The following is a 25586-nucleotide window of genomic DNA, read 5'->3' on the forward strand; positions in this document are numbered from 1 at the left end:
CTATAGATATTATTTTATAATCAACTACCGAAAAATATTATACCGAGCAAGTAATACACTCTTCTACGCTAAGCAATTTGGTACGTGTATAGTAAAGTGATTTTAGACCTTTGTGTGCTGCATACAGGTAATAACGAGCCAATTGACGAGTCGTTACATCGCTACCTACATGAAGTACTGTTGAAATTCCTTGATCGACATGATTTTGGATTTCAGCAATCAGATCCAATACTTTAAATTGATTCATTTGGTAAGCAGATTTGTAGTAGAAATAGTTATCCTGTTGCATATATGGCATTGGGTAGTAAGTCGTTGAGTTCGCATACGTACGAGTCTCAATTTGTTCTACAATCGGCATTACGCTAGATGTTGCATTTTGGATATATGAAATACTTGCTGTTGGCGCAATCGCCAAACGGTAAGCATGATACAGACCATGTTTCATTACATCAGCTTTCAGGTTCTGCCAGTCTGCTGGTGTTGGGATATACATATCGCCAAACAAATCGCTTGCACGTGTTGTTGCTGGACGATAATCGATTTCTAAATAACGATCAAAGTACGTTCCTTTTGCATATTCTGATTTTTCAAAATCAGCAAAAGTCGTTTGACGATCACGAGCAATTTCCATACTTTTCTCTAATGAGTAGAAATTCATCATCATAAAGAAAGTACGAACAAAGTCTCTTGCTTCGTCACTTTCATACGCAATTTTGTTTTTAGCAAGGTAACCATGCAAGTTCATAACACCAAGACCTACAGAGTGCATTTCACGGTTTGCTTTGGCTACACCCGGTGCATTAGCGATATCTGTCATATCACTAACCGATGTTAGACCCATGATTCCTTCATGAACGGATTCACGAATTTTACCAAGTTCCATGACGTTTACCATATTAAGTGAACCTAAGTTACAGCTAATATCACGACGAATAATATCATCTTGACCATAATCTGTAATCTCAGATGTTTCTTGCAATTGGAAAATTTCTGTACACAAGTTAGACATACGAATCGATCCGATATCTTTTAGTGCATGAGCGTTATTCGCATTACTTTTGTTCATAATATACGGATAACCGGATTCTAATTGTACACTTGCGATTTTGGTTAGCATATCACGAGCACTCATGATTGCTTTCTTTTTGACACGATCATCAGCAAGCAATGTATCGTACATTTCATCGATATCTAGATCATCCAGATATTTACCATACGCTTTGTATACACTATAAGGTGCGAATACATGCAATAGTTCATTATCTGCTGCTAATTGGTAAAAGCGATTCGGTACAACAAGACCGATCGACAATGTTTTGAGGCGTGTGCGCTCGTCTGCATTGATTTTTTTGCTATCCAAGAACTCCATAACGTCCCAGCCGAAAATGTTGTAATACGCTGCGCCAGAACCTTTACGTTGACCCATTTGATCTGCATAGGAGAAAGCATCTTCCATCAGTTTCAATACAGGCATAATTCCTTTTGCTGCACCTTCAACACCTTTGATCGGCTCACCGCGTCCACGAAGTTTGGACAAGTTAACCGCTACACCGCCACCAATTTTCGATAATTGCATACAAGTGTTTAGTACATGGTTAATCGAGTTCAAAGAGTCATCCATTTCTAACAAGAAACAAGAGACCATTTCACCACGACGACTTTTACCTGCATTCAAAAATGTTGGTGTTGCTGGTTGTAGACGTTGTTCCATCATGGATTTGGCAAGAGTTTTGGCATTATCCGCATCCCCGCGTCCCAAGTGAAGCGCCACGACTGCGACACGATCCGCATAATGTTCCAAGTATTGACTACGGTCATTCGTTTTCACTGCATAATCTGTGTAGAACTTGGAAGCCGCCATATAAGATGGAAATTGGAAATCATAACTGTGTGTAATCGCATATACTTCTTCTACATCTTGAGAAGTATAGTTTTTGTACATATCTTCATAATAATCGTTATCGATCATATAACGTACTTTTGTTTTGGTGTCCGGGAAGTTGATACTTTTACGAGCTACCTCTTCCATATATTCTACAACTGCTTCTTTATCTTTATCCAAACGGAAAAATCCACTCTCGTCCCGTTGCATCAGTAAGTTGTTCAATTCAATATGCCGCAATTTTATCTACCTCCTGTTGAAATCGTTGTGCGTCTCCTGTTGTACCTGCTAATTCGAACTTGTACACAACCGGTACATTATAACGTTCTGAGATTAGATCAGCACTCCGAGCGAATTTGTCTCCCCAATTGCGATTGCCACTTGCTGCAACTCCGATCAGGCGATTATGATTTCTCTCCAAAAAATGAACTACCTTATCAGGAATCTGACCAAATCCAGTTGTGTACGTTACCAGTACAAAAGGTTCATCCAACGTCAGCGCCTCATCAATCTGTACAGCTTGTACAGCAGGTAATTTTAATTTGTTGATAAATCGTTTTACATTGCCTGTTTTGGAATCATAAGCAATTAGCATGGTTGTGACATCTCCTTCTCGGTTCAATATGTAGTACTGTTCATCCGTTCAATCACTATATAAATACAGATAACAATGATCTAATATCATATAAGTGTTATCTACTCTAGCGCGTATAATTAGCTATAACCTATATATTACCTGCTCAAACATCGTAACCGCAATATATAGAAGGCTTTATCAAAGATATACGCTATATATAGTGTTGTCAATAGGAACTGAAGGTCTACATCTTGGCCCAAACATGCCTTAAAAACGGTCTATTTTTTCAAAATATCAAGTAAAACGGGCACTTCTTTGAACACGTATTTTACATACATCGCGATAATCATTTATAAAAAAATAATTTTCTTGACATACTAGATATAGTACATATCGTTTAACTTTTGCCGAACATTTCCAGATTATGCAGTGAACATAAATTCACTTTAAAATGAACATAAATTCCGGTCTATTTAGACGCTCAAGTATAAAACTTTAGCTGTTATTGAACAAAAAAGCAAATAAAAATTTCTTTAATTTAAGAAATCTTAGCATAGAAATACACAGGAGAATTAGACATGCTTTTTGTATTGTATTTATTACCATATATTGAAATAATTAAAAGCGAACGTGGAATCGCATACAATTTGAATAGGAGGATATGTGTATGAAGAAAATGGGTTACTTCTTGCTTTTATCTATGCTTGTTCTTGTCAGCAGTCTTTTTACACCAGCATCATCTTCGGTATCGGCAGCAGATTATACTCAAGGGGTTACTACATCCGGGACAACAGCCACTATCTGGTTCTCTTCCAACGTAAATACTTCCTGGGTCGATGTGCATTACTCGGTGAACTCGGGTAATCTGCAAAATCTACGAATGACCTATGACAGTGGATCTAAACGTTATGTACAAAATGTCGCCAGTGTATCATCAGGTCAGGTGATCCAATATTCATTTACGTACAATAATGGAACAGCCGCTTATGACACATCGAAATTTAGCTATACGGTCACAACAGGTTCAACCCCACCTCCCAATTCTGGAACAGGTGACAATTCGATCTATAGTATCCCAGCGTCATCTATACCGAACGCTACAGGGAATGGAGCATTATCTTTCAAATTATTAAATGGTACCAAAGGTACTTATGCTGATAATCAGATCTATTGGGGGATTCTAGGAATTAATCCTGCCACCAAACAATGGAGTTATCTTGATAACAATGGTCAATTGAAACCGATCTCGACGGCTCTCAATAATGCGACAGGGCATTTAACCAAGAACGGAGTGAATTACGCTAACATTTATAGCACGATCAGTCAGATCAACTGGGTGAGTATGCCCAAAATTGATTCTGGGCGGATGTTTATCTGCGTAGGCTCTCCATGTTATATCAAAACATATGATGATGGATTCGCAGGACCTGATATTAATAATACGGCTGATCCGAACCGTAATATCTATTTCGACTTTGTTGAATTTACTGTAGACGGTACAGGATATCATGGAAATACTACTCGTGTAGATGGTTTTGGATTTCCTTTACAACACCGCCTTGTCAATCGTGCAGGTAATTATGATCAGACGGTAGGCGAATTGGAATCCGAGACACGTGCAGGTCTATTTAGTAAGTATCGGAGTGAAGTTCCGGCTGCCTTCCAATCTCTTGCCGATGTACAAGCTCCGTATCGTATCGTAGCACCGATTCATGGCGCATTCGGGGTAAATGGTACGCAAGCTAATTATTTTGCTGGATACAGCAATTACAGCACGCAGGAGATCCTACTGTGTAATGGTCGACTGGCAGAGGATTCAGGTACATGTTCAGCGATCAATCGACATGTGTACGACAACCAAGCCAATTGGAACAATCCTGCTCAATATTACAAAGCTGCACCTGCTAATTACTACGCGAAGTTCTGGCATGATCACAGTATCAACCGCTTAGCATATGGATTTGCTTATGATGATTACAATCAACAAGCTTCATATCTTGAAGTGGGTGATCCAAAAGGATTGATTATCCGCGTCGGCTGGTAAACGTATCTATAATTGCGTGATATAAAAAGCCTGCTTCTACGGTCAATGTTAATTTGACGGTGTAGAAGCAGGCTTTTTTTCAGTGATTGGCTTGTAAAATATCAGGTAGGTGATTCTACAATAGATATTACAAAAATGTATTCTTTAATTAAGGTGGTTGTTCAAGCAGATAGATCCATGTTGACGTACATTGATGATATACGTAGATGTGCCTAACGTTTTTTCGATCAATGCTGTGTATTCACTCACTAATGTTTTTGGCAAAATAGTCAAAATAACCCCTGCAAATCCGCCACCATGTACACGACAAGCACCTGCTTGCTTTTGCTTCAAGAAAATCTCAGTGATTGCTAAAGCGATAGAAATACTTTGCTCACGGGTATGAGAATCTTGATATACGTTTTGAAGCCATTTCCATGATGAATTACCAGAGCCTGTAATCAATTCTAAGAAATGATCCCATTCGTTCGATTGTAGTGCTTTCACTTGCTCATCGACACGATCATTTTCTTCTAAGAAATGCAGTGCACGCAATATAGCACGATCCCCTGTTTGTTCCCGAAGGCTTGCTAGATTGCTGTATACTTCTTCCAGCGTAATCTGACGACACACTTCATGACCCAGCGCTTCCGCAACCGCCTTCATTTCTTCCGGTACCGCAGCATAGTCAGCAGTCAGATCGGCATGGTTACCTCCTGTGTTCACGATGACCATCTCATACCCTTGTGCATTGAAATCATACGGTACATGTTGAATCGCAGGTTCTTTGGGATTGATAAAATCGATTGCGATTAATCCGCCATGCGCACAAGCCATTTGATCTAATAATCCAGAGGGTTTGTTCCAGAATTTATTTTCAGCATATTGTCCAATTCGAGCCATATTTACGATATCAACTTGACTATTATTGTAGAACGTATTTAGGATGCTAGTGATTAACATTTCAAAAGAAGCTGAAGAACTAAGCCCGGAAGCTGCTAATACATTGGTAGATACATAAGCATTGAATCCGCCTACATGTAATCCCCATTGAACAAAGCCAGCAACGATTCCGCGAATAAGCGCTAGTGTACCGCCTTCGCCTGCTACAGGCTCTAATTCAGAAGTATGGATTTTGTACACATCTTTATAGCCCTCAGACACAATCGTAATATAAGGTTCATCTACAGGTACAGCAGCACTAATCGTATCTAGATTGATACTTGTTGCCAATACTTTACCGTAGTTATGGTCTGTATGATTACCACCAATTTCACTTCTACCTGGAGAACTGAATAATTGAATATTGCCATCTCCAAATTGTTGATGATAGTTGTTCATAAGTTGTTGATAACGCTTCAACTGATACTGTACTTGTTCTTGTCCATACATTTCTACAAGTAGTTGGTTCATCTTCTCCGTATTGTATTGTTCCAAGTTCTCTGTAACCGTTCTCAATCGCATCCTAAATATCCCCTTTAATATTAAAAATAGTTGTTCCTATGATGGTAGTATTTGTTCCTATATTAATTGTACTGAAATTTTGCGAAATTGTCAGGGGTATTGTTGCAATCATTCTGCACTTTTGGGAATAGTATTGTAGACAGCCATCATTGTAGACAGTGTTATACAGTCTATTCATCTATAATCATGGCTGTAAATGATTTATCTTTTAAACTATTAACTTACTGCATTAAATAACCAACTTGAATATGAAGTTGCCTTTCTAAAGCAAGACCATCATCGTAAGCAAACTCTTCTAATTTCAAGCCATAGATTTGTCCATTTTGTACAGCAGGCAATTGACTCCACATTGGATGTTGTTGCATCATCGATTCCATATTTTCTAACCACTGAGCCGGCGCTACCACAAACATATGATCTGCTGCATAATGTGGCAACAAATGCTCTTCGATAAATTTGAATCCACCTGCTTCAAATACTTCGTGACGAATCGGATACGGCGGATGTAATTTGAGCGATCGATACAGATTATATCCTGCACGTGTACCTTCTCCCCAGATTGCAATCTGATGGTCGCCTCGAATTTCATATAGACCTACTGTCTGCTCTGTAATATGTTCCAATGCTAACTCATGTCTGGCTGTTTCGATTTGATACTGATAACGTTTTATCCATTCTTGCGCTTGCACCTGACGATTTAAGACTTGCCCTAAATAAAGCAATTCATCAATATGATTTCTTCTTCCCCATTCAACGATAAATAAAGGCGCAATCTCTCTTAATTGTGCATACAACTGAGGATGTTCCAACACACAATCCGCTACAATAATAAGATCAGGTTTCGTCTCTTCGGTAATCGTAGCAGGCAACTCAAATTTCCATTCACTTGGCGGTTGATTGTCCCCTTTGTTAATATGCCAGATTGGGACTGACGATAATTCTTCTTCTATTAACATCGAGTATTGATTGATCTCTAGCGCAGTGACTACTGGAGTAATTCCTAACGCTAACAATGTTCCTGCAAATGGAAATGAAGCTACACGAGTTGTTCCTTTACGCGCTCGAAATGTACCGGGTGTCATCCCTGTAAATGAACGGAACTTTTTACTTAAATAAATACCATCACTGTATCCGATCTGCTCGGCGATATGATGCAAAGTATGATCTGTGCATAACAATTGCTCTTTGGCTTTGTTCATACGCCAGATCGCTAGATAATCAGAAAAGGTGTATCCGATTTCTTTTTTGAATACTTCGGAAAAGTAATGCGGATGTAATCGGGTCTGTGCTGCTACATTTTCACGAGTCAGTAGCTGTTCTGATGCATATCTAATATAACTAGCCACCTGTTGCATCGAACGATTTAAGCATTTGTGATGACGATAATCATTCAAACTGCTGAGAAGTTGTAACAATTCATGCAAGATCACATGAGTATGATCGATATCTTGATTCATATATTGAGCGATCTCCTGAATCAACGTAAACAAACGTTCATCCTGAGGATGTACAATCGCTCCATGTTCAGGCAGACTTTCATAACTTAATTCATAACTCATCCGATCGGTATAATCATTCATTAATTCATAACGCTCACAAGTGATGATATGTAAAAAGCCAACTTCACTATAGGAAAGTTGTAGTTCAACATTTGGATGGATGACTAACAAATCACCAGCTTGCAAATACCATGTTTCAGGTTGATCCTTAGATGGAGTATCTACAGTTGCAATAGCTCTAACCGTCAATGTGCCTTTTTCGACAGCAATAATCGTAAAATATTCTGCATATAATGGAGTCATAAATACAGCACGTTTATTCATAACAGCATGCGTAGGAGTAAGATGAAAAGAGTAGATTGATTTGCATATATCTAATATCGGATGTATGGCTGGCTGAATCATAAAAGAATGATCACGCTGGCTACTCTGGTAAATATCCATACTGCAAACCTCCTCTGTAAATGATACCTTTTATCATTTATCTGTTAGCATTATATAATGTGAGAGAACTGTTTGTATAATTTCGGTGATCTTATTAGGAATAAAAAGCCTGCTGCTTTTTAGGGATTAAGTAAAGTCTAATCCATAAAAGCAACAGGCGGTTAACAAATATTTAACTATTTAGAAATTACTTTCTTTTTCCAGCAGTATAAAAGTTCGGTAAAGGCACTTTGGACCAATCGATATCTGAAGCAAAATAAAAGTCTGTATACGTTGGTTGATTGTAAGTTGTATTCTGACGAGCGACTCCTGTACGGTACTGTGTATTATGCAAAAGGGTATACAATTTATGAGTAGTCACTTCTGTACTAAGGTAAATACGGATCGCAGAACTATCTGTCGTACGCACCAGCATTTCTTCGCGCCAGTCACCAAAAATATCCGCTACCAGTGAAGGAGTTCCTTTGGTATCGTTATTGGTAAGCGTTCCGGTTGCTGTAAGCACTGTTCCTTTGCGCCAATCTTGAATCGTAGGGGTCACTTCACGAGCACCATCAATAATCTGTGTCGTCATATCCGCGCCCCATTTGATATTCATATTGGTTCCCGGAATCTTCGTACCGATCAATTGACCATCGGCTGTACGCAGATCCATCGACCATGCTTCTAATCCCGGACGAGATGGATCAATATCTCCGATCATGCCACGTCCAGTGTCTTTCCCACTATAAGCACCGAAAATCACTTTGCCTGTTCTGGCATCACGCATACTGTAGCCGTAAGGTGCATAGGTACCGCCTTCATGTACCATATAGATTTCCATACCCGGACGGTTCGGATCGATATCAGTGACATGCATGGCATCTCCATGTCCCAACCTTGCTATCACACCCGGTGTAGCACTGTTCGCAGGCATGATATCCATCGAACTGTACAACAGGCTACCGTCATCATCTATCGTCGCTGATCCATATACAATCTCATCTCGTCCATCTCCATCCACATCTGCCATCGTGAGTGAATGAGCACCTTGTGTAGTGAGTGTACCCAGCTCTGGATCGGTTCCATTTACACCATGAGGCCCATCGTTAAATGGATTGCTCATCGGTGTCCATCCACTATCGGCATTCCATACTTTTTGCAAATGACGTCCATCCCAATTGTAGGATACCAGTACAGAACGTGTATAATACCCGCGTGCAAATACTGCCGATGGTGTTTTCCCATTTAAATAAGCGACCCCTGCTAGAAAACGATCTACCCGATTACCCGGCTCAATTCGTGACATTGCATAGTCGCCCCACATTAGACCATCATCATGACGATCAGGTTCATAAGCGATCGTTTCTAATTCTTTACCCGATTCCCCTTCAAATACAGACAAATATTCCGGGCCATCCAAAATAAATCCTTCAAAAGTACGCAGATCATTACGCGCACTACGAGCCGGTGCATATACATCCATAAAGTAATCGGTCAATGCTTCAGCATCTACACGAGATAAAGGATAATTATATTTCGGCGCAATTCCAAAACATTCTTCTAATGTCTGAGGCCAGTGACCATTTTTCACTTCTTCTTGATCACGCCATCCTTGAAACATGTTCACTACATGATCATAGTAATCGCTACTGCTTAGTCGGTAATCGTCTGTATTCGCATATCCTGCTTTTTTATCAGCTTTGGGTAGAGTGATGTATTTTTCAGAAGAAATTTTACCGCGTGAATTATAACGAGTGATCTTGGTGCCTGGAGCGGTTTTGAACATCATTTCCGCTTTGCCATCTCCATCAAAATCGTACACCATAAATTGAGTATAATGCGCACCTGAACGGATATTCACTCCTAGATCAATACGGTACAATAATCGTCCATCGAGTTGGTACGCATCTATATACGTATTGCCTGTGTATCCTTTTTGGGAGACATCTTTGGAATTGGAAGGGCTCCATTTAACAAAGTATTCATACGCTCCATCGCCATCAACATCGCCTACACTCATATCATTCGCTGAATACGTATACGCTTCACCCGCAGGTGTCACTCCATCAGCCGGCTTTTGTAAAGGAAGATCGTAATAGGTATCATTCCAGACTGTTGCAGGAGCACTAAGTTTCTTTTTGTCTGGTTTGCGGAGATCGTTTAAATTGTAATCAGTACTATACGTAGTTAACTTGGATTCTTCACTGCCTGTGGTTGAAAATGATTGAGTGTCATAGGCAGATTCAGTCACTGTAGCTGATGAATCTATCGTACGGGGCTTTTTCGGTTTGATCGGTGCTACTGTATATTTAGCAGTGGTTGTTCCTTGCCGATCCAGATAGTTAGTACTATCGGTGACTACGGTTAGAAATGTACCATTACGATATACAGCAAAATCAGTACCTGTGAGTCCTGTCTGCGAATAACCGTTAGCTTCATCTCCAAGCAAGCGCCAACTTAGAAAAATACCATCTGCTGTTTTGGCTGCTACTAGACCTCGATCCAGATACTCTAGTTGTACTCCCTTATTCCCTTTACCTTTGGATGCTGTCATCATTTCATTCGAATCAGCCGCAAATAATCCACTGGTCGGTAACACTAATATAATGCCTAACGCCGCAGCTACAATTTTAGTCGTTAGCGAATATTTCTTTTCTTTCATACCCCTTCACCATCCTTATCATTTTGGTAACGCTTACAAATGTGAATAAGTGAATACTGCTGTGCAGATAATACTCTACAAACTGTACGTTACATTCCTCCTTTTCTAGGATAGAAGCTCACTTTTCTTTCTTTATCCATCCTCTGTGGTAGCTCTTTTATTATAAATTTGTGATGTTCTCAAAGGTGTACACAAATCAGAGTCATCTGTTTAAATAACAGTGCCTTTCGATTCCTATATCTTTTGAGTCTTATCTACTTACTTGATTGAATTCAGCACCTGATTACCCTTTTAAATAAATATATGTGATATTACATAACATATATTTTATAACATTGCATAAATTAAACCCTCTAAATTATATTTTTGCACAAATAGATAGAATACATATCGTCAAAACAGAGAATTAAAAGATATTATTACGGTACATTCTTTATTCGTTAACGTGTGATGTTAAATTATATTCAAAAGGGGCGAATCAAATGGACATCAAACCAACCGGGGGTAAAATTTGGTCTTTGGGATTACAGCATGTACTGGCTATGTATGCAGGAGCTATTCTAGTGCCATTATTAGTTGGACGGGCGCTTAATCTTACCGCAGAGCAATTGTCTTATCTAGTAGCGATTGATCTACTCACTTGTGGGATAGCGACTATGTTACAAGCCTGGAAAAACAAATATCTAGGTATTGGTCTACCGGTTATGCTAGGAAGTTCTTTTGTCGCTATTACTCCTATGATCGGGATCGGTAATCAATATGGACTGAATGCGATCTATGGCGCTATTATAGCTGCTGGATTGTTTGTCTTTTTATTCGCTGGCTTTTTCGGTAAAATCATTCGTTTATTCCCTCCTGTAGTGACCGGCACTGTTGTTACGGTTATCGGTCTTTCACTCATTCCGACAGGGATTCGTAATATGGCTGGTGGTGCGAATAGCCCTGAATTTGGTAGCCTCACGAATTTCCTCCTTTCCTTTGGTGTACTGGCATTGATCTTGATCATCAATCGCTTTTTTACCGGATTCATGCGTTCGTTATCTGTATTGATAGGTATTGTTGCTGGAACGGTTGTTGCTTTTATGATCGGTAAAGTTAATTTTTCCAGTGTAAGCGAAGCGTCATGGTTCCATCTTCCTCAGTTATTTATGTTCGGCATGCCTGAATTTAAGATTGCTCCGATTTTAACTATGATTATTGTATGTATGGTGATCGTGGTTGAATCTACAGGTGTATTTCTAGCATTGGGTAAAGTATGTGATCAGAAATTAACACCACAAGACATGACACGCGGTTATCGTACAGAAGGATTAGCAATTGTTCTTGGCGGTATGTTCAATGCTTTTCCATACAATACATTCGCTCAAAATGTAGGGCTGGTCGAACTGTCCCGCGTCAAAACACGTAATGTGATCGTTGCGGCGGCAAGTATTCTGATTGTACTTGGATTGGTTCCCAAAATCGCTGCACTGGCTACGGTTATTCCTGCCGCTGTTCTAGGGGGTGCTACTGTCGTGCTGTTCGGTATGGTCGTCGCTTCAGGAATTCGGATGCTGACTGAAGTAGACTTCAAAGAACAACGCAACTTGCTAGTTGTCGCTTGCTCGATCTCACTTGGTATTGGCGCAACAGTTGTCCCTGAACTTTTCGCAGGCTTGCCTTCAGCATTACGCATTATTGTCAGTGACGGTACGATCACAGGTAGTTTATCCGCTATTCTATTAAATATATTTTTCAATTTACCCCTCAAATGGAAACGTCCTGCTACTATTCCCGCTCAGGTTGAACCGATCAAACAGCATGGATAGATAGCCAATTCTACGATAGACATACACATTACCGGATAAGTCTTTCTTTTCTATTGTATGTACTGATACGAGAAATACCGATTCATATACTGACATCCAACCTATCCAAAAGCTACTTTTTGTGAGTATTCTTTCTCATAAAAAGTAGCTTTTTGGGTATATAACCATAGAGACTATACTGAAATACAAGACACAACTCTCGATTGACGGTTATAATAGAGTCATACTGTGTACACCAAAAATAGATAACAACGATAGGAGCTACCCATGTCTAATCAAAGTATTATCTTTTTCGACATTGATGGAACGTTATTGGATTTTGATAAAAAATTACCGGAAAGCACTAAAAAAGCTGTATTTGAGCTCAAAGCACGTGGTCATGAAGTGGCCATTGCTACTGGTCGTGCTCCTTTTATGTTTGACGATATTCGCAAAGAACTTGAGATTGATACGTATGTTAGTTACAACGGTCAATATGTTGTTTTGCGTGGCGAAGTGATCTATACCAATCCACTGAACAAAGACGCCTTACTTCAATTGACTCAGACAGCGCTAGAGCAAAATAATCCGCTTGTCTATATGGATGCTGAAGATATGAGAGCCAGCGTGCCGGAAGAAGATGAAATGATCACAACCAGTATTCATACTTTAAAAGTAAGCAAATTTCCGACTTATGATCCGTTATATCATCAAGGTAGAGAGATTTACCAGTGTCTACTATTCTGTATAGGAGATGCGGAGAAAAAGTATGAGCAAGACTTCAAATCATTCGATTTTATCCGCTGGCATCCAATGTCTGTCGATGTTCTTCCAGCAGGTGGTTCCAAAGCACATGGTATAGCCAAAATCACTGAAAAATTAGGATTCCCGCAAGAAAGACAATATGCGTTCGGCGATGGACTGAATGATGTTGAAATGCTCAAACAAATCTATAACAGTGTCGCTATGGGTAATGCTGAACCTGAAGCCAAAGCAGTCGCTCGCCATATTACCAAATCTGTCGATGAAAATGGTATTTTACATGGACTACAAATGGTAGGGCTGTTAGACTAAGCCACTGATATTTTATATCCACTATCTTCATTTCCTCCCCTTATTCTCCGATATTTTAAAAGGATGTAGATTCTGCATCTTTTTATGATATTTAGAGAAAAAGGGGATTTTTCACAATGAACAAAAAATGGTTACGTGTATGGATCTGGATGATGATGTTTGCTATCGTTATACCGGCTCAGACGATTCATGCTGTCAATGTAAAAGGAAGTACATATCAAAGCGTTTCTTTATTTGTAAATGGTAAGTTCCAGATTACCCAGCAATACACCCAGTTCGTGAATAACAACAAGCTATATATTCCTATCAAAATCATGGATCGGATTCCAGGTATTACGATTCAATATGGTAGTCCACTTACAATTACAGGTAACAAAGGTAGTATTACAGTCAACGATTCCAATTCATTTGCTTATGCCGGGGTTACTTATGTGATGTACAAATCGTTATTAGCGATTACTGATTTGGATGGCAAATATGCGTCTAGTGCTCAAGTATTATTTCTATGGAGCGATGATGAAGGTAAGCGCGCATCCAGTGAGATTTTAACAAATATTAGTCAACTGCCTGCGAATTTCGGTTACTTTGTCGGTGAGAAAATATATCCGTTTTATTATCCGGGAGCCTATTGGATTACCGATATTCGTTATGATTCTTCCAGCTTGTATATAACGATTCAAAATAAATCAGGTGATACGTATGAGTTCAATAGTCCAGTATCTGATTTGGATTTCCTTTTAGATAGCGAGCTGACATCATTTAATCAGAACTGGCATGGCAAATATGTCTGGTTCGACAATCGTGCGTATAATGGAAGCGGTCTTAACCATCTGGAAAAGTTAACATTTATCGCTGTGCAAGTAAATGACCAAAATGATGCTTTTGTGACGTTACAAAAATCCAATGGCAAGCAAGTCGGGATCAAACTCAATCGACAATATGATATTGGTACGATGCTAAGTGATATTTTATGGTCCAAAAACCCACGTACTTTATACAATTGGAGCAATAGCGTCTGGACAGCCATCAGCAAAAATAAATTATTAAATAATATGACCCGTGAACAAGTGATATTATCCTGGGGCGAACCGTCTGATAAGAATACGTATCAATCGTCTTCGTTAACGTATGAACAATGGATCTATTCTGGTGCTTATCTGTATTTCTGGAACGGCCGCCTCAATTCAGCGCAAAGTCGATAATACAAAACCAACTACAACAAAAAGAGCTATCACAGTGATAGCTCTTTTTTGCATAAAATATAATCTATTCATACTTATTCAAATCGTTTATGGTGTTGTTCCCCATACCAATGTGCCTTTATTGTAGATACTTGCTTTATTCCAATCGGTTAGCGCACTCTGATTAGCTCCATAAGAGTAATCGTTATCTTCATTGTAGTTACTCCAATCGGCTGGATGAATACGAGCTTGAATATCTCCGCTTTGACCTCCGGCTGGAATCGAACCGGCTCCACTACCAAAACTCAATTCAACATAGCGATTCGCTGTTGTTTTAGATGTTGTCGGTGTACCAAATGCACCGCTAATATGGGTTCCACCTACACTCGCCCAGTCGATAAAAAATTGTTGTTTTTGCTGACTCTCATCACTGTAATAGTAACGAATTTTGAGATCACTTAGATTGACCGCTGTACCACTGTTATTTTTGATATTAAAAACAGGTCGAATCGCATTATCGGTCGGATTGCTATCGCCGTTACGATATTGCAATACCAACTTCCCTTTAGGATCGGTTGGTGTAGTTGTACCTGTATCGCCACCTCCTGTAGTCGGAGGAGATGTATCGGTATCACCGCCTGTCGTTGGAGGTGTTGTTGTATCTGGATCTGTTGTACTGGTGGTTGCTCCAAGACGAGTCTCATCACGTACAAATTTGCCTGAAGCTGTTAAGTTATTCACTGTCCATCCACCTGTTGAACTTGCTCCCGACTGAAGAGCGGCTGACGCTTCATTCTTATCTGAAAGTGACCAGTTCGCCCAACTAATTTTGCGATTAGCTAAGAAGTTAGTCCATACTTTCGATTCACTCAGGAATGGACCTCCGTTACCAGATGCATCGCTTGTACCCCATTCTGTTACAAATACAGGTGCTTTTTTGCTTAACGCATAATCGATGCGATCACGTAAAAATTGTCCATGTGTTCCTGCATAGAAATGTACAGCATACATTGTATTTTTATCAGGCAACTGGTTATCTGCTGCATCGTGTACATCCTGACTCCATGTTCCTGTTCCGACGATAATAATATTGTCTGGATCTTTGGCACGAATCACTTGAGTCACTTCTTGCGCATACGGACGAATCTGTCCATTCCATGTGACTCCGCCATTAGGCTCGTTGGCTAACTCATAAATAACGTTTGGTGAATCTTTGTACAAGCCAGCCATTTCACTAAAAAAGGCTTTGGATTGCGTTTTATAAATATTCGGATCATTATCTGAAAGTATATGCCAATCGATAATCACATAGACACCCAAATCCTGCGCTGCTGCGACCGCTTCTTTCACTTTGTTTTTCAGTGAAGGATTTGAAATATATCCATTCTCTGCGGTATACATTGCTACCCGGAATACAGTAATACCCCAATCATCTCGTAACCATTTCATCGTATCTTTATTCACATAGTTACCGTACCACTGAATGCCATGAGAACTCATACCTTTTAATTGGACAGGGGTACCATTCTTATCCACCAATTGTCCGTTAGCGATCGATAATTGTCCGTGCTTCTGCACTGGTGTTGTAGCTGCATTTGCTTGTGGTACCCAGACAGAAGTGGTTAGCGATAACGTCAATACAGCCGTTAACACAGAAGCACTCCACTTCTTCAACATCGTTTTTCTCATTAATTATCAGCTCACTTTCTTAATTAATGTAAAATTATGTTATTTTTTGGACACTCACCTATTATAGAGTAACTTTTGCAAGAAATATAGTTTTTTGTGTAAAAATGACTAATTAATACCATACTATAGGTGATAGTATGTATTACCTTATGTTAGGTATATGAATCTTATTTAGCTCGATTTTCCTTATTTTTATATCGTACCGGTAACGATTGACATATTAGAAAAAAAGCCAGCATAGTTACGGCAATTGTCCGCATCTATACTGGCTTTATCATTTTTATATTTCGTTTATTAAGAATTGATCGTTCCCTCGGTAGGTGCCAATTCAGTCTGTTCGATCTGCATATTCGATTCTTTGGCATACAATACATAAGTAATCAGACTGAATAAAGCAACAATCGCCATCATCCATTGAACATAAGAAGGAGATAACGTATCTAGCATACGCCCTGCTACAACAGAGAACAATCCTCCACCAATCGCACAACCAGCCATAACGATACTGGTATTACGAGCTATATTTTTGGGCATTAGCTTTTTCATATAGACCAGTGTGACTACATATAGACCTGATAACATCAGACCTAACAATACGATCAAAATATAACTTATTACCGGATTTCGATTCAGTGCAAATAAAGACAGCAATACGATCATACTGCTCCAATGAATAAATAAATAGCGACGATAGCCGATACGTTCTGCTTCATAACCAGCAAACATCCGTCCGACAATCATAGCCGCCCAGAATACTGTAACACTGATCGGCGCTGTGCCTGCATCTGCCATTCCTGTCTCTAACATCAGCGATGGCAAATAATTTACTAACCCGATATCGGTTGCTCCGTATAAGAAAAATAGAAAAACAAACGATGGTAACAACAGACTGCCGCCGACCCATAATCGCTTGAGACGAGCAGAAGGATGATTGGTTGCCGCCGCTGCCACTACAGCACCTACAGGCCCTGAAGAAGCTGCTGTTGCTGGAACGACATGAGGTAGATCGGTCAAATGACGTGGCAAAAATAACGGCTCTACACCTTCAAATCGGCTAAATCGTACGAATAAAGATAAAAAGATACAATACACAGCGATGCCAAGCAACGCATAATTCCATAATCCTGACCGCACCAGCATACCAATCGCTAATGGGAATAATAGTGATCCTACACCAAATGCAATCTCTAAGCGACTCATAGCAATCGCGGCATTGGATTGTAATCCTTCCAAAATAACAGCCGCAATAACCGATTCAATAATACCGCCCAGAAATCCTGCAATAGCGATACCGACAATTAAGATCGACCATGGTGGTAAAAAGGCGATCAAAATATAACAAATAGCTACACCGATTGCGCCTATATGTAACATTGTTTTTTTCGATATTCGATTCGCTAACCACGGCTGAATCAACATCCCGATAATCGATGCTCCAAATTCTATAAAAATCAGTGCTCCAGCATCTGTATAATCCCGATCATATAATGGCAATAATACGGTAACAATCGCTGCCACCGTCACTTTGATAGCACCCATTAATAAATAAAATAAACTTCCCATCCAAATCAAACGTTTCAAGACTGCCTTCCCTCCTTTATAAGTCTGGTTATACTGACCCAGATACAACGCTAACTGCAAGAATTATACTTCTTCTTTTGCACAGATGCATTAGATTTTCACTATTTTTTAAATTTTCATGAAAAGCGTTGTTATTTACTATTTTCTTACATTTATAGACAATACAAAAGTCATCTGCATGCTTAGTGTTACAGCATTAGCAGATGACTTGTATACATTTTTCAATATAGCAAAGATAAGATTAATACATTACTCTTCGTCTATTCTTACATCAAGCACATGTTCAGCTAGATCGACATAATTATTATCAAGCTCCACTTTCACTTTGCCTTGTCTACGCTTTTCGCGCCATGAGGCTAGATCTGCTTCCGATTCTAATCGTAATTCAGCTAATTCTTCTGCACGATCGAACATATATTTACTTGTATATAACAATGTATAAATACCCTGACCTGCTAGTAAAATAGGAATTGTTCGTTCTTCCCAACGTGTCACTGTGAATTTTACATATAAAAGATTCGCTTTCTGCGGATCCGTAGGAATCTCAGTAATATCAGATCGCTTGACGATATCCCATCTGTCTACTTTGCCATAATAGCTTATACCCGTTCTACCGAGGGATTCAAACTTTCGTCTGGATTCACACATTGCTACATACTCTATCTGCGTAATCACCTGTGTATCCACAAAGTTAGCCAGTGGCACATGGTAGAACTGTTCCGCCAGTGCAATCTGAATTTGCTCCGGTCCGCGTACCGATCCCACCAGCATATTTTTATCTAGCAATTTGTTCTGGTAATATGCTTTTGTTCCGCGCGGTGCTGTAGAACGTTCGTAGGCTTTTTCCGGACTATCTTGAATCAATTCATCTAGAAATTGCTCTACCAGCGTAGTCGCATTCGGCAAAAAAGGTAACGCTCCTACATTTAACTTGCGAATACTACGGTAAAAGTGGTGTTCACGAAATTGCTCTTCATCTCCATACGGAAATAATACATACGCGCCAAACATACTGCGTTCATATTTCTCACCAGCAGACGAATGTACAATCGCATCCTGATAACGGTGCATTGTGTTAATATCTTCTTCCTGTGGCCCGGGATGTTGGTACGCAGAAGCATAAGGTGAACCTTCTACAGCGGCGTTCAACTTGTATTTGGCATCGAAAATAAAGCTGTATTCTTTTTTCTGTCCAGCATCTACTTTCATTAAAGAGAGCACATTATCCGGTCGCTGTGGCAACGTCGGTGTAAGTTCTTTGCTCGGTAGACTGTTATAATACAGCACGAATGTCTCGTTATTACGCGGATTCAGATATTCCATACGAGATTGTTGCCCTCGACCTAATGTTACAAATAATCCACTATGGTTGAGCCTGATCAAATTCTGCTTAATTAATGGATATTTACGACTCAGTAATTCGTTTAACTTCAAAAAGCACCAGTATTCATAGATTTCTGCAATATCTTTCATCGAAAGCCGTAATAGATCACTCTGGATCGATAACCCTTTGAGAAGCAAAAGATAATAACGATACATTTCCCGATACCCTGGCGCCATCTGAAGAACCAGACTTGTACTCATTTGCCGTATCGGTGAAATCTGTTGTAGCCATTCTAACGATAATAACTGCTCTAACCGCGAGATCATCTGGCTAACACGCTTTACAAACACAGGATCATACGCCCGACTACGGAAATTCTGCGGTCTGGTTAACTGGCTATACTGTTCTTGTAATTGCTGTAACTTGCTCAATATGCGCTCTAACATCCAGCGTAGAAAACGGTTCTCTGCGGTATCATAAGAGATATGCTTGATCGTATCTAGTAAATGGGTCGGCTGGTAGCGTTCTGCTCCTATCGGTAACCATCCATGCACAGAGTCCTGTTCTAAATACTGCGGATGTCTGGCAAGATACGCATTGTTGCGATTACTTCCCCGCTTGACCCGTGAGGCAGGCTTACGTTCTAAAGATTTGTCCAGCTTATGATGAGGTTGCCGATTAATCCGTTCCATCGCAATCTCCATCTGGTGAAAAAGATGCGTAATCAATGCAAAAAATTCACTCAAACTCTGATGCTGTGTATCTCGAATACGAACCGACTGATATGTCCGCTTGAGAAAATCAAACGATAAGTTGTACACCTGCTCATTCACTTCACGTAGCAACTGGATATAGTCTTGCTTGTAATCCAGCTTGGAAGGGAAAATTTCCAGTTCGATCGTTATCAACCGCTGTCCTCCGCTACGCAATTCCAACTCTGTAAAGCCGACTTCATTTTTAAAATTCAAAATACCAGATAACACCTGCTCACCCTTAGGTGTAACTGCTTCACGAATCGCTAGATTATCATGATGAAATTGAACAGGCAACTGCATATCATCAGACTTAATCAGCACAAATTCATAGTTCTGTTGCTCGTAAAAACAAGGAAAAGACGGTGTAGTCCCGTCCCATCGAATCAATTGATTTGCAGTTGGTGAAAATACAGAGATATCGTCGATCTTTACCTCAGGCGAGAGCGAACGACAGATTAGATGGGCATTGACCCATTCGCCCTGATCGCGATGCAACTGCAATGTCTCCACTACCGGATGATACGGTTTGCCTTTGATATAGATCGTCCCGATACTACACTTCACTTCTAACAGCTCGGTACTCTGATTAAGAAATCCAGTAGGATGTGAATCCATCTTCATCTAACCTCACAATCATATCCACCAGCTTATGCGCTGTCTGCGGATAGGTCGCCTGTGGTGGTGTATTTCCACGATCCCATTGTGCCCAGAAGACATCATCATCTTCCATCGGTGACGGAATACGGACACTATCTTGTAAGCACAGACGTAACAGCTTCACCAATACACGCCGTACTCCAGACTGACTCCCTTGGATACGTGGCAAAATCTTCTGCATGATCTGTAGATCAAAAGCTTCTGCTTCACTCATCAATCCAAAACGTTCATTATAGATCACATAAAAACATACGGCATCTCGTATCCGAAATCCTACATGCGCATGAATATCTTCTAAGATCTCGTTCACCGTCACCAATCGCTCAGTGGTGCGGATGATCAACTCTGCGTAATGGTCATAAGCATCGATCAACTGCAAATAATCTGCGCGTAAAAAAGACTGCTCGACTGGTATAGCTTCTACCACCTGCTGGCTCTCCTCACGCAACTTGGGTAACTGCATCAGATCAATAGAGTTAAACTCTAGCGTATTCGCCCGATCGAGAACCTTTTTGCTAAAGGGATAGGTCGTCTCATCCATATTAACGGTTCCAATCAAATATACATTTTCCGGTATACCCAGATTCCCATATCGCTCTAGATCGATTTCCAATTCTAACGTAGCTGCTGGAATCACCGGATCCGTGACAATATGTCTGCCCTGCCACGATTGGGTCTCCAATAGACTCAAAATATCGCTAAAATAATGCTCGACTCGTGCCAGATTCATTTCATCCAGACAGATAAAATAAGGCTTGTTCCGATTCTCCGGTTGAGCTGCTTCGGCAATCACTGATGTGAGTGGGCCAGGCTTGAAGGTGCCCGACAAATCTTTGTACCCGATCAGATCGGTCGGATCACTCCAATCTGGACGTACAGGAATCAACCGAAATTGCCCATTCAACGCAGTCGCCCCAACCGCTTCAGCGAACAAACGGATCAGCCGCGTCTTCCCTGTGCCAGAGATGCCTGCGAGAATAACAAACGGGCGTGTTTTGAGCGAGAGGTAGAAGTTGTCGATTAAGTGGGCTGGGAAGTAGAATCCACGTTGGGTGATGTAGTCGCGGATATTACTTAGTGTCTCCTGTACATCTCGATCGCGAATCTGTGTAGAAAAATCTTCGTCACCCTCTTCATCCTGTACAACTGTAGTCCAGACTGTATTTGGAGTGATCGCCTGACTCTCTATATAGAACATATAACTATCCATCGCATCCCATAGATCGGTGATCAACTGTTCATTATCGGGCATATGCTCCCGTTCATAGTGGAAATAAGCAATCGTTGACGTCTGGTAATCATCGCCTAATCGTCCGTCATTAAGCTCAATATCATCCGATCGATTCATCCGATTCTCCGGTAACTGCGCACGTATCTCTTTGGTACGTTCTTGTAGAAAGGTTGTACTTTCTGCTCGTCCCAGATGACTACGTGCTTCCCCCAATCCTTGATTCAGTGTCAAATACACATGCTGCATATCAGCAGAAAATAAATATGCCACATATACCCCGCGCTGAATCGTGTCTGTAATCTGCGGATACATTACTGCTAACCACGGAATCGTCGCCCAATTCCCGCGTCCTACCGATCCTTGCACTTTGAAGTGATTGTGGATAAAAGGTAGTGACTTGAGATGTTCTGGTACTGTCTTACGTACATATTCAGCAAGTGGATGCCCAGTAAGCGGTTGAGCTTTGGCTTGAGTGTACGATGACATGATGTTCAATAAGTCTTCGCGGAGAGAAAAATCCGATTGAGGTGGGGCATAATACGTATCTAGTTCATCCAAAGTATAATTGTATAATCCGTCTATAACATCAGGAGTCAATTGATTATAAATTTCTTGTTTAAAGCCTATTGTATAGCCTGAATTAGGATAGTCTAAAATGTGAATCAAAGCTTCAATAGCAGTTACAATAATACTTTGAACTCGATTAACTGTTATATCTGCCCATCTAAATGATATACGAGAAGGCGGAGCATCTACAGGTAATCCTTCTGATTCACGACTCTGATAATATTCTAAAAAACGTTCTTTTATTCGAACTATTGATACTTCGCGTTCATGTTTCTCACGGATTTCATCTATCAAATTAAGAATAAAAACCATTTTATATGATTTGTTTTTATGCAAAAATATACTTTGAAATTCTGTAGGTAAAGTCATTGGCATTCCCCTATTTAATTTAATTTAATTTTATTTTTTATTCTTAAGCTTTGTTAAATTTTTAGAAAATAAAGACTCTTACATTTTTAAGTGTAAGAGTCTTTATGGAGTAATATATCATTATTTAACTTGATTATAAATACGACTTACTCTTTGCGAATAATTAGGTCTATCCACTACAAATTCTTCTATTTCTAGCTCTATAATCCAATTTAGTAAATTTGAAAGAAGTAATTTCACATCTTTTCTATAAGGTCTAGGATCATCAATCAAAACATTATGAAGTAGAGAAGTTAATTCACCAAAATACATTTCTGAAATTATTACTAATTTCAACCACTTATATGCTTTTGAAGAAATAAACTCATTTCTAATATCCTCTATATTATTTAGTTTCGTTTTATTATATAAATTAATATCATGTTCTTCTAAGAAAAATGGTGAACTGCTAAAAGGAAAATCTGTTACCCATAAGACTGATAAATCAGGCTGTAATTCGTCTAATATACTTTTAGGCCAATCCAAACGTGTATTTAAAAGACGAGATTTTGAGAATTCTTCGAAATGTTTTCTCATTTCACAAAATAATTTTTTATCAAGTATTCTAGAATCTTCGAACAATTTATTTATATCAATATACTCTTGTGATGAAATATTACATAAAATAACTGACTCGATATTACCTTCTTCTTTTATTCCAATTCCACTATTTGTTAAATTAGAACTTCCTAAAAGCATATTTTTTTTATCAAATGTATAAATTTTAGAATGTAATTTAAGATTAATATATAGATCCCAACCATTTTTTTGAGCATATTCAAATAACTCTATATCTGTAGCATCATTAATTAAATCTTTTAGTTGAAATCGTACTAAAACTCTTTTTGTTAAATTACTTGAAATTATATTTTCGTCCACAAATTTAAGTGCATTTAACTTTATGAAAGCTGATATAATATCTATACAAATATTTGTATTTATTAAGTTTTCTTTTAAAATATTTTTTATATCAGGGCTATGGACTATTTTTTTCATTATATAACACTCCAAGCTAATCTTTTAAAAGTTCTCTGATATATAAAGTCAATTTATGATTCCATTCATATATAACATTGTCAAAAGCTATTTTTTTTTCATCGTCTATCAATTCATCACGAGCCCTAATTAAAGATGCCAAAAAAAGCTCTAAAGCTGCTTTACTTGAATATTCTGATAATTCTTTAAAATAATTTTGATAATAAGGATGATCCATATTTATAATCAAATTACATATTCCTAAACTTGAGTCGTAATCAAAGAAAGGTGCTCTATTATTACTTTCATAGATTATATTAACTTTATTAAGTAATAATTCATTAATTTGTTCAGCGGTAGGTTCATTAATACCTTTTTGTTCTAAAACTTTTGTTGCTCCTTCAACTAGCTTCTCTTGAGGTAACTCTTTTCTTTTTTCTTCACTCTCAGTTGGATTTATATTTTTATCCTCAAGAGTATTTATAATTTTTTCTGTATTTTTTACAACATCGCATTTAGTTCGTGATCCAGATCTAATTGATTTATTTCTACGAATCATTTCTGATATTGTACTTTTAATTATCTCCTTTAGTTGGAACCAAATAGGTTTAATATCATCATCTGTATAATCTTCTGCTGAAAGTTCTATTAGCTCTACGTGTTGTTTATTATTTGATACTCCAAATACTTCATCTAATTCCGTCTCAAAAGATATCTCACATCCCCACCATCTGTGAGTTGGTTCATTCATTACATCATAAAAATCAAACATTCCAAAGTCTATTTCGCGACCCGCTCTAACGATTGATATTCCTTCAAGCTTTCTAACTTTCTTCCCAATTTCAGTTCTTCCTGGATCACCTTGTAGAGCGTTCTTATTATAAAATTCTTCTCTTACTACGGAAAATTGTAATTTAACTACAGATGTCTTTAAAGAACTTGTCTTTTTATCAAAATAATTAACCTCGTGTTTAACTATGCCATCTTTTATAAATTTATTAGTAAACGGAGTAAAAATAACTTCTTTAAACTTTTCATCTTTATTTTTACTTAAGTTGCCTGGTTCAGATAAAGAACCCAAAAATAGATTGTCTTTCATTAAAAATAATGGATCATTAGGAGATACTCTCTTTTGTTCACTAGCATTCTCCATATTAATAAGATGAATAAATCGTTCATTATTGTGAATCCAATGTCTAAATTTTTGACCTAAAGTAAATTCTAATCTAGAAAACAATGGTGTTACTGTTTTTGGACTAACGTTATCACAGTCTTTCCATATTACTAAAGTACCTGATTCTTTAAAAGAGTAAGTAGTATTATCTATGTTATAATTTAAATATTTTTTATATTCTTCTGGAATTGGAGTACATTCTGGAATTAAAAGTTTGTTTTGAACACCCGATTTAACTTTTTGTATATCTAAATAACTTTTATAACAATCATTATTTTTTTGCCAAGAATATACTTCAATATTAGGACTAACATGAAGAGAAGCTTGTGGTAAGCCTACTCCAAAACGTCCCATGCCTTTACGTTGCTGGCGAGTACCAAATCCAATACCTAGACAAGATTGAAGAACATCGATACTCATTCCTGTGCCATTATCCAAAAATGCTATTTCGCTAACAGATTTTCTACTTTTACTATTGAAACTATTAATAGTGCTTTTTGCAATTATAAATACATTCCTTGCTTCTGCTTCAAAAGAATTATCAACAATTTCTGCTATGGCACTTTCAATATTTTTATAGCCAGTACTTCTTAGTGCATCAGTATATTGTGGAAGGTTAATAATTTCTTTTTCCATTTTCTTCATCTCCT

15 protein-coding genes are annotated in these 25586 nt (G+C 38.7%); 4 read left to right on the top strand and 11 right to left on the bottom strand.

Annotated features, from left to right (window positions below; all coding sequences use genetic code 11):
- Positions 1-37: 37 nt before the first annotated feature.
- Positions 38-2122 (bottom strand): class 1b ribonucleoside-diphosphate reductase subunit alpha, encoded by a 2085-nt coding sequence (gene nrdE, locus QCD85_RS04770; RefSeq protein WP_301261784.1) that lies wholly within the window; start codon positions 2120-2122, stop codon positions 38-40.
- On the bottom strand, positions 2109-2477 hold the full coding sequence (nrdI, locus tag QCD85_RS04775) for a class Ib ribonucleoside-diphosphate reductase assembly flavoprotein NrdI (RefSeq protein WP_273615056.1): 369 nt from the start codon (positions 2475-2477) through the stop codon (positions 2109-2111). Before nrdI ends, nrdE begins: the two co-directional genes overlap by 14 nt.
- A gap of 649 nt (positions 2478-3126) precedes the next feature.
- On the opposite strand from nrdI, the gene QCD85_RS04780 reads away from it, so the two are divergent.
- Positions 3127-4503, top strand: a complete 1377-nt coding sequence (locus tag QCD85_RS04780; protein WP_367317618.1) for a glycoside hydrolase family 64 protein — start codon at positions 3127-3129, stop codon at positions 4501-4503.
- 144 nt (positions 4504-4647) lie between these two features.
- On the opposite strand, the gene QCD85_RS04785 is transcribed toward QCD85_RS04780, so the two are convergent.
- From QCD85_RS04785 to QCD85_RS04795, 3 genes are all read right to left on the bottom strand, one after another.
- Positions 4648-5946 carry a galactokinase gene (locus tag QCD85_RS04785; RefSeq protein WP_301261786.1) on the bottom strand — a complete coding sequence of 433 codons (1299 nt, stop codon included), beginning with the start codon at positions 5944-5946 and terminating at the stop codon, positions 4648-4650.
- Positions 5947-6167: 221 nt separating this feature from the next.
- Positions 6168-7889, bottom strand: a complete 1722-nt coding sequence (locus QCD85_RS04790) for a helix-turn-helix domain-containing protein (protein WP_274170827.1) — start codon at positions 7887-7889, stop codon at positions 6168-6170.
- Positions 7890-8076: 187 nt separating this feature from the next.
- A complete protein-coding gene (locus tag QCD85_RS04795) occupies positions 8077-10428 on the bottom strand; it encodes a rhamnogalacturonan lyase (protein ID WP_441005603.1) in 2352 nt (783 codons plus the stop codon).
- 587 nt (positions 10429-11015) lie between these two features.
- On the opposite strand from QCD85_RS04795, the gene QCD85_RS04800 reads away from it, so the two are divergent.
- From QCD85_RS04800 to QCD85_RS04810, 3 genes are all read left to right on the top strand, one after another.
- Positions 11016-12341 (top strand): nucleobase:cation symporter-2 family protein, encoded by a 1326-nt coding sequence (locus tag QCD85_RS04800; protein WP_301261788.1) that lies wholly within the window; start codon positions 11016-11018, stop codon positions 12339-12341.
- A gap of 267 nt (positions 12342-12608) precedes the next feature.
- Positions 12609-13394, top strand: coding sequence for a Cof-type HAD-IIB family hydrolase (locus QCD85_RS04805; RefSeq protein WP_273615050.1), 786 nt, complete (start codon positions 12609-12611; stop codon positions 13392-13394).
- Positions 13395-13510: 116 nt separating this feature from the next.
- Positions 13511-14596 (top strand): hypothetical protein, encoded by a 1086-nt coding sequence (locus tag QCD85_RS04810; RefSeq protein ID WP_301261789.1) that lies wholly within the window; start codon positions 13511-13513, stop codon positions 14594-14596.
- A gap of 87 nt (positions 14597-14683) precedes the next feature.
- On the opposite strand, the gene QCD85_RS04815 is transcribed toward QCD85_RS04810, so the two are convergent.
- From QCD85_RS04815 to QCD85_RS04840, 6 genes are all read right to left on the bottom strand, one after another.
- Entirely contained in the window at positions 14684-16252 is a 1569-nt protein-coding gene (locus QCD85_RS04815) for a cellulase family glycosylhydrolase (protein WP_301261790.1), read from the bottom strand.
- 306 nt (positions 16253-16558) lie between these two features.
- Positions 16559-17845, bottom strand: a complete 1287-nt coding sequence (locus QCD85_RS04820; RefSeq protein ID WP_274170832.1) for an MFS transporter — start codon at positions 17843-17845, stop codon at positions 16559-16561.
- Between the two features lie 249 nt (positions 17846-18094).
- The gene (locus QCD85_RS04825; protein ID WP_301261791.1) at positions 18095-20539 is read right to left on the bottom strand and encodes a restriction endonuclease-like protein; all 2445 of its coding nucleotides are present in this window, start codon (positions 20537-20539) and stop codon (positions 18095-18097) included.
- The gene (locus tag QCD85_RS04830; protein WP_301261792.1) at positions 20511-22748 is read right to left on the bottom strand and encodes an McrB family protein; all 2238 of its coding nucleotides are present in this window, start codon (positions 22746-22748) and stop codon (positions 20511-20513) included. The genes QCD85_RS04825 and QCD85_RS04830 overlap by 29 nt, the downstream gene beginning before the upstream one ends.
- 120 nt (positions 22749-22868) lie before the next feature.
- Positions 22869-23783 carry a phospholipase D-like domain-containing protein gene (locus QCD85_RS04835; protein ID WP_301261793.1) on the bottom strand — a complete coding sequence of 305 codons (915 nt, stop codon included), beginning with the start codon at positions 23781-23783 and terminating at the stop codon, positions 22869-22871.
- Positions 23784-23799: 16 nt separating this feature from the next.
- Complete coding sequence (locus QCD85_RS04840) at positions 23800-25572, bottom strand: ATP-binding protein (RefSeq protein WP_301261794.1); 1773 nt, start codon at positions 25570-25572, stop codon at positions 23800-23802.
- Positions 25573-25586 lie beyond the last annotated feature (14 nt).

The sequence above is a fragment of the Paenibacillus sp. PsM32 genome, assembly GCF_030433815.1.
Classification (GTDB): Bacteria; Bacillota; Bacilli; order Paenibacillales; family Paenibacillaceae; genus Saccharibacillus; species Saccharibacillus kyungheensis.

Bases quoted from the DNA above. Each gene is read 5' to 3' on its own strand.
- QCD85_RS04810 (WP_301261789.1), top strand. From the start codon at position 13,511: ATGAACAAAAAATGGTTACGTGTATGGATCTGGATGATGATGTTTGCT.
- QCD85_RS04805 (WP_273615050.1), top strand. From the start codon at position 12,609: ATGTCTAATCAAAGTATTATCTTTTTCGACATTGATGGAACGTTATTG.
- QCD85_RS04800 (WP_301261788.1), top strand. From the start codon at position 11,016: ATGGACATCAAACCAACCGGGGGTAAAATTTGGTCTTTGGGATTACAG.
- QCD85_RS04785 (WP_301261786.1), bottom strand. From the start codon at position 5,946: ATGCGATTGAGAACGGTTACAGAGAACTTGGAACAATACAATACGGAG.
- QCD85_RS04835 (WP_301261793.1), bottom strand. From the start codon at position 23,783: ATGAAAAAAATAGTCCATAGCCCTGATATAAAAAATATTTTAAAAGAA.
- nrdI (WP_273615056.1), bottom strand. From the start codon at position 2,477: ATGCTAATTGCTTATGATTCCAAAACAGGCAATGTAAAACGATTTATC.
- QCD85_RS04795 (WP_441005603.1), bottom strand. From the start codon at position 10,428: ATGATGACAGCATCCAAAGGTAAAGGGAATAAGGGAGTACAACTAGAG.
- QCD85_RS04815 (WP_301261790.1), bottom strand. From the start codon at position 16,252: ATGTTGAAGAAGTGGAGTGCTTCTGTGTTAACGGCTGTATTGACGTTA.
- QCD85_RS04825 (WP_301261791.1), bottom strand. From the start codon at position 20,539: ATGGATTCACATCCTACTGGATTTCTTAATCAGAGTACCGAGCTGTTA.
- QCD85_RS04790 (WP_274170827.1), bottom strand. From the start codon at position 7,889: ATGGATATTTACCAGAGTAGCCAGCGTGATCATTCTTTTATGATTCAG.
- QCD85_RS04780 (WP_367317618.1), top strand. From the start codon at position 3,127: ATGAAGAAAATGGGTTACTTCTTGCTTTTATCTATGCTTGTTCTTGTC.
- QCD85_RS04840 (WP_301261794.1), bottom strand. From the start codon at position 25,572: ATGGAAAAAGAAATTATTAACCTTCCACAATATACTGATGCACTAAGA.
- QCD85_RS04830 (WP_301261792.1), bottom strand. From the start codon at position 22,748: ATGACTTTACCTACAGAATTTCAAAGTATATTTTTGCATAAAAACAAA.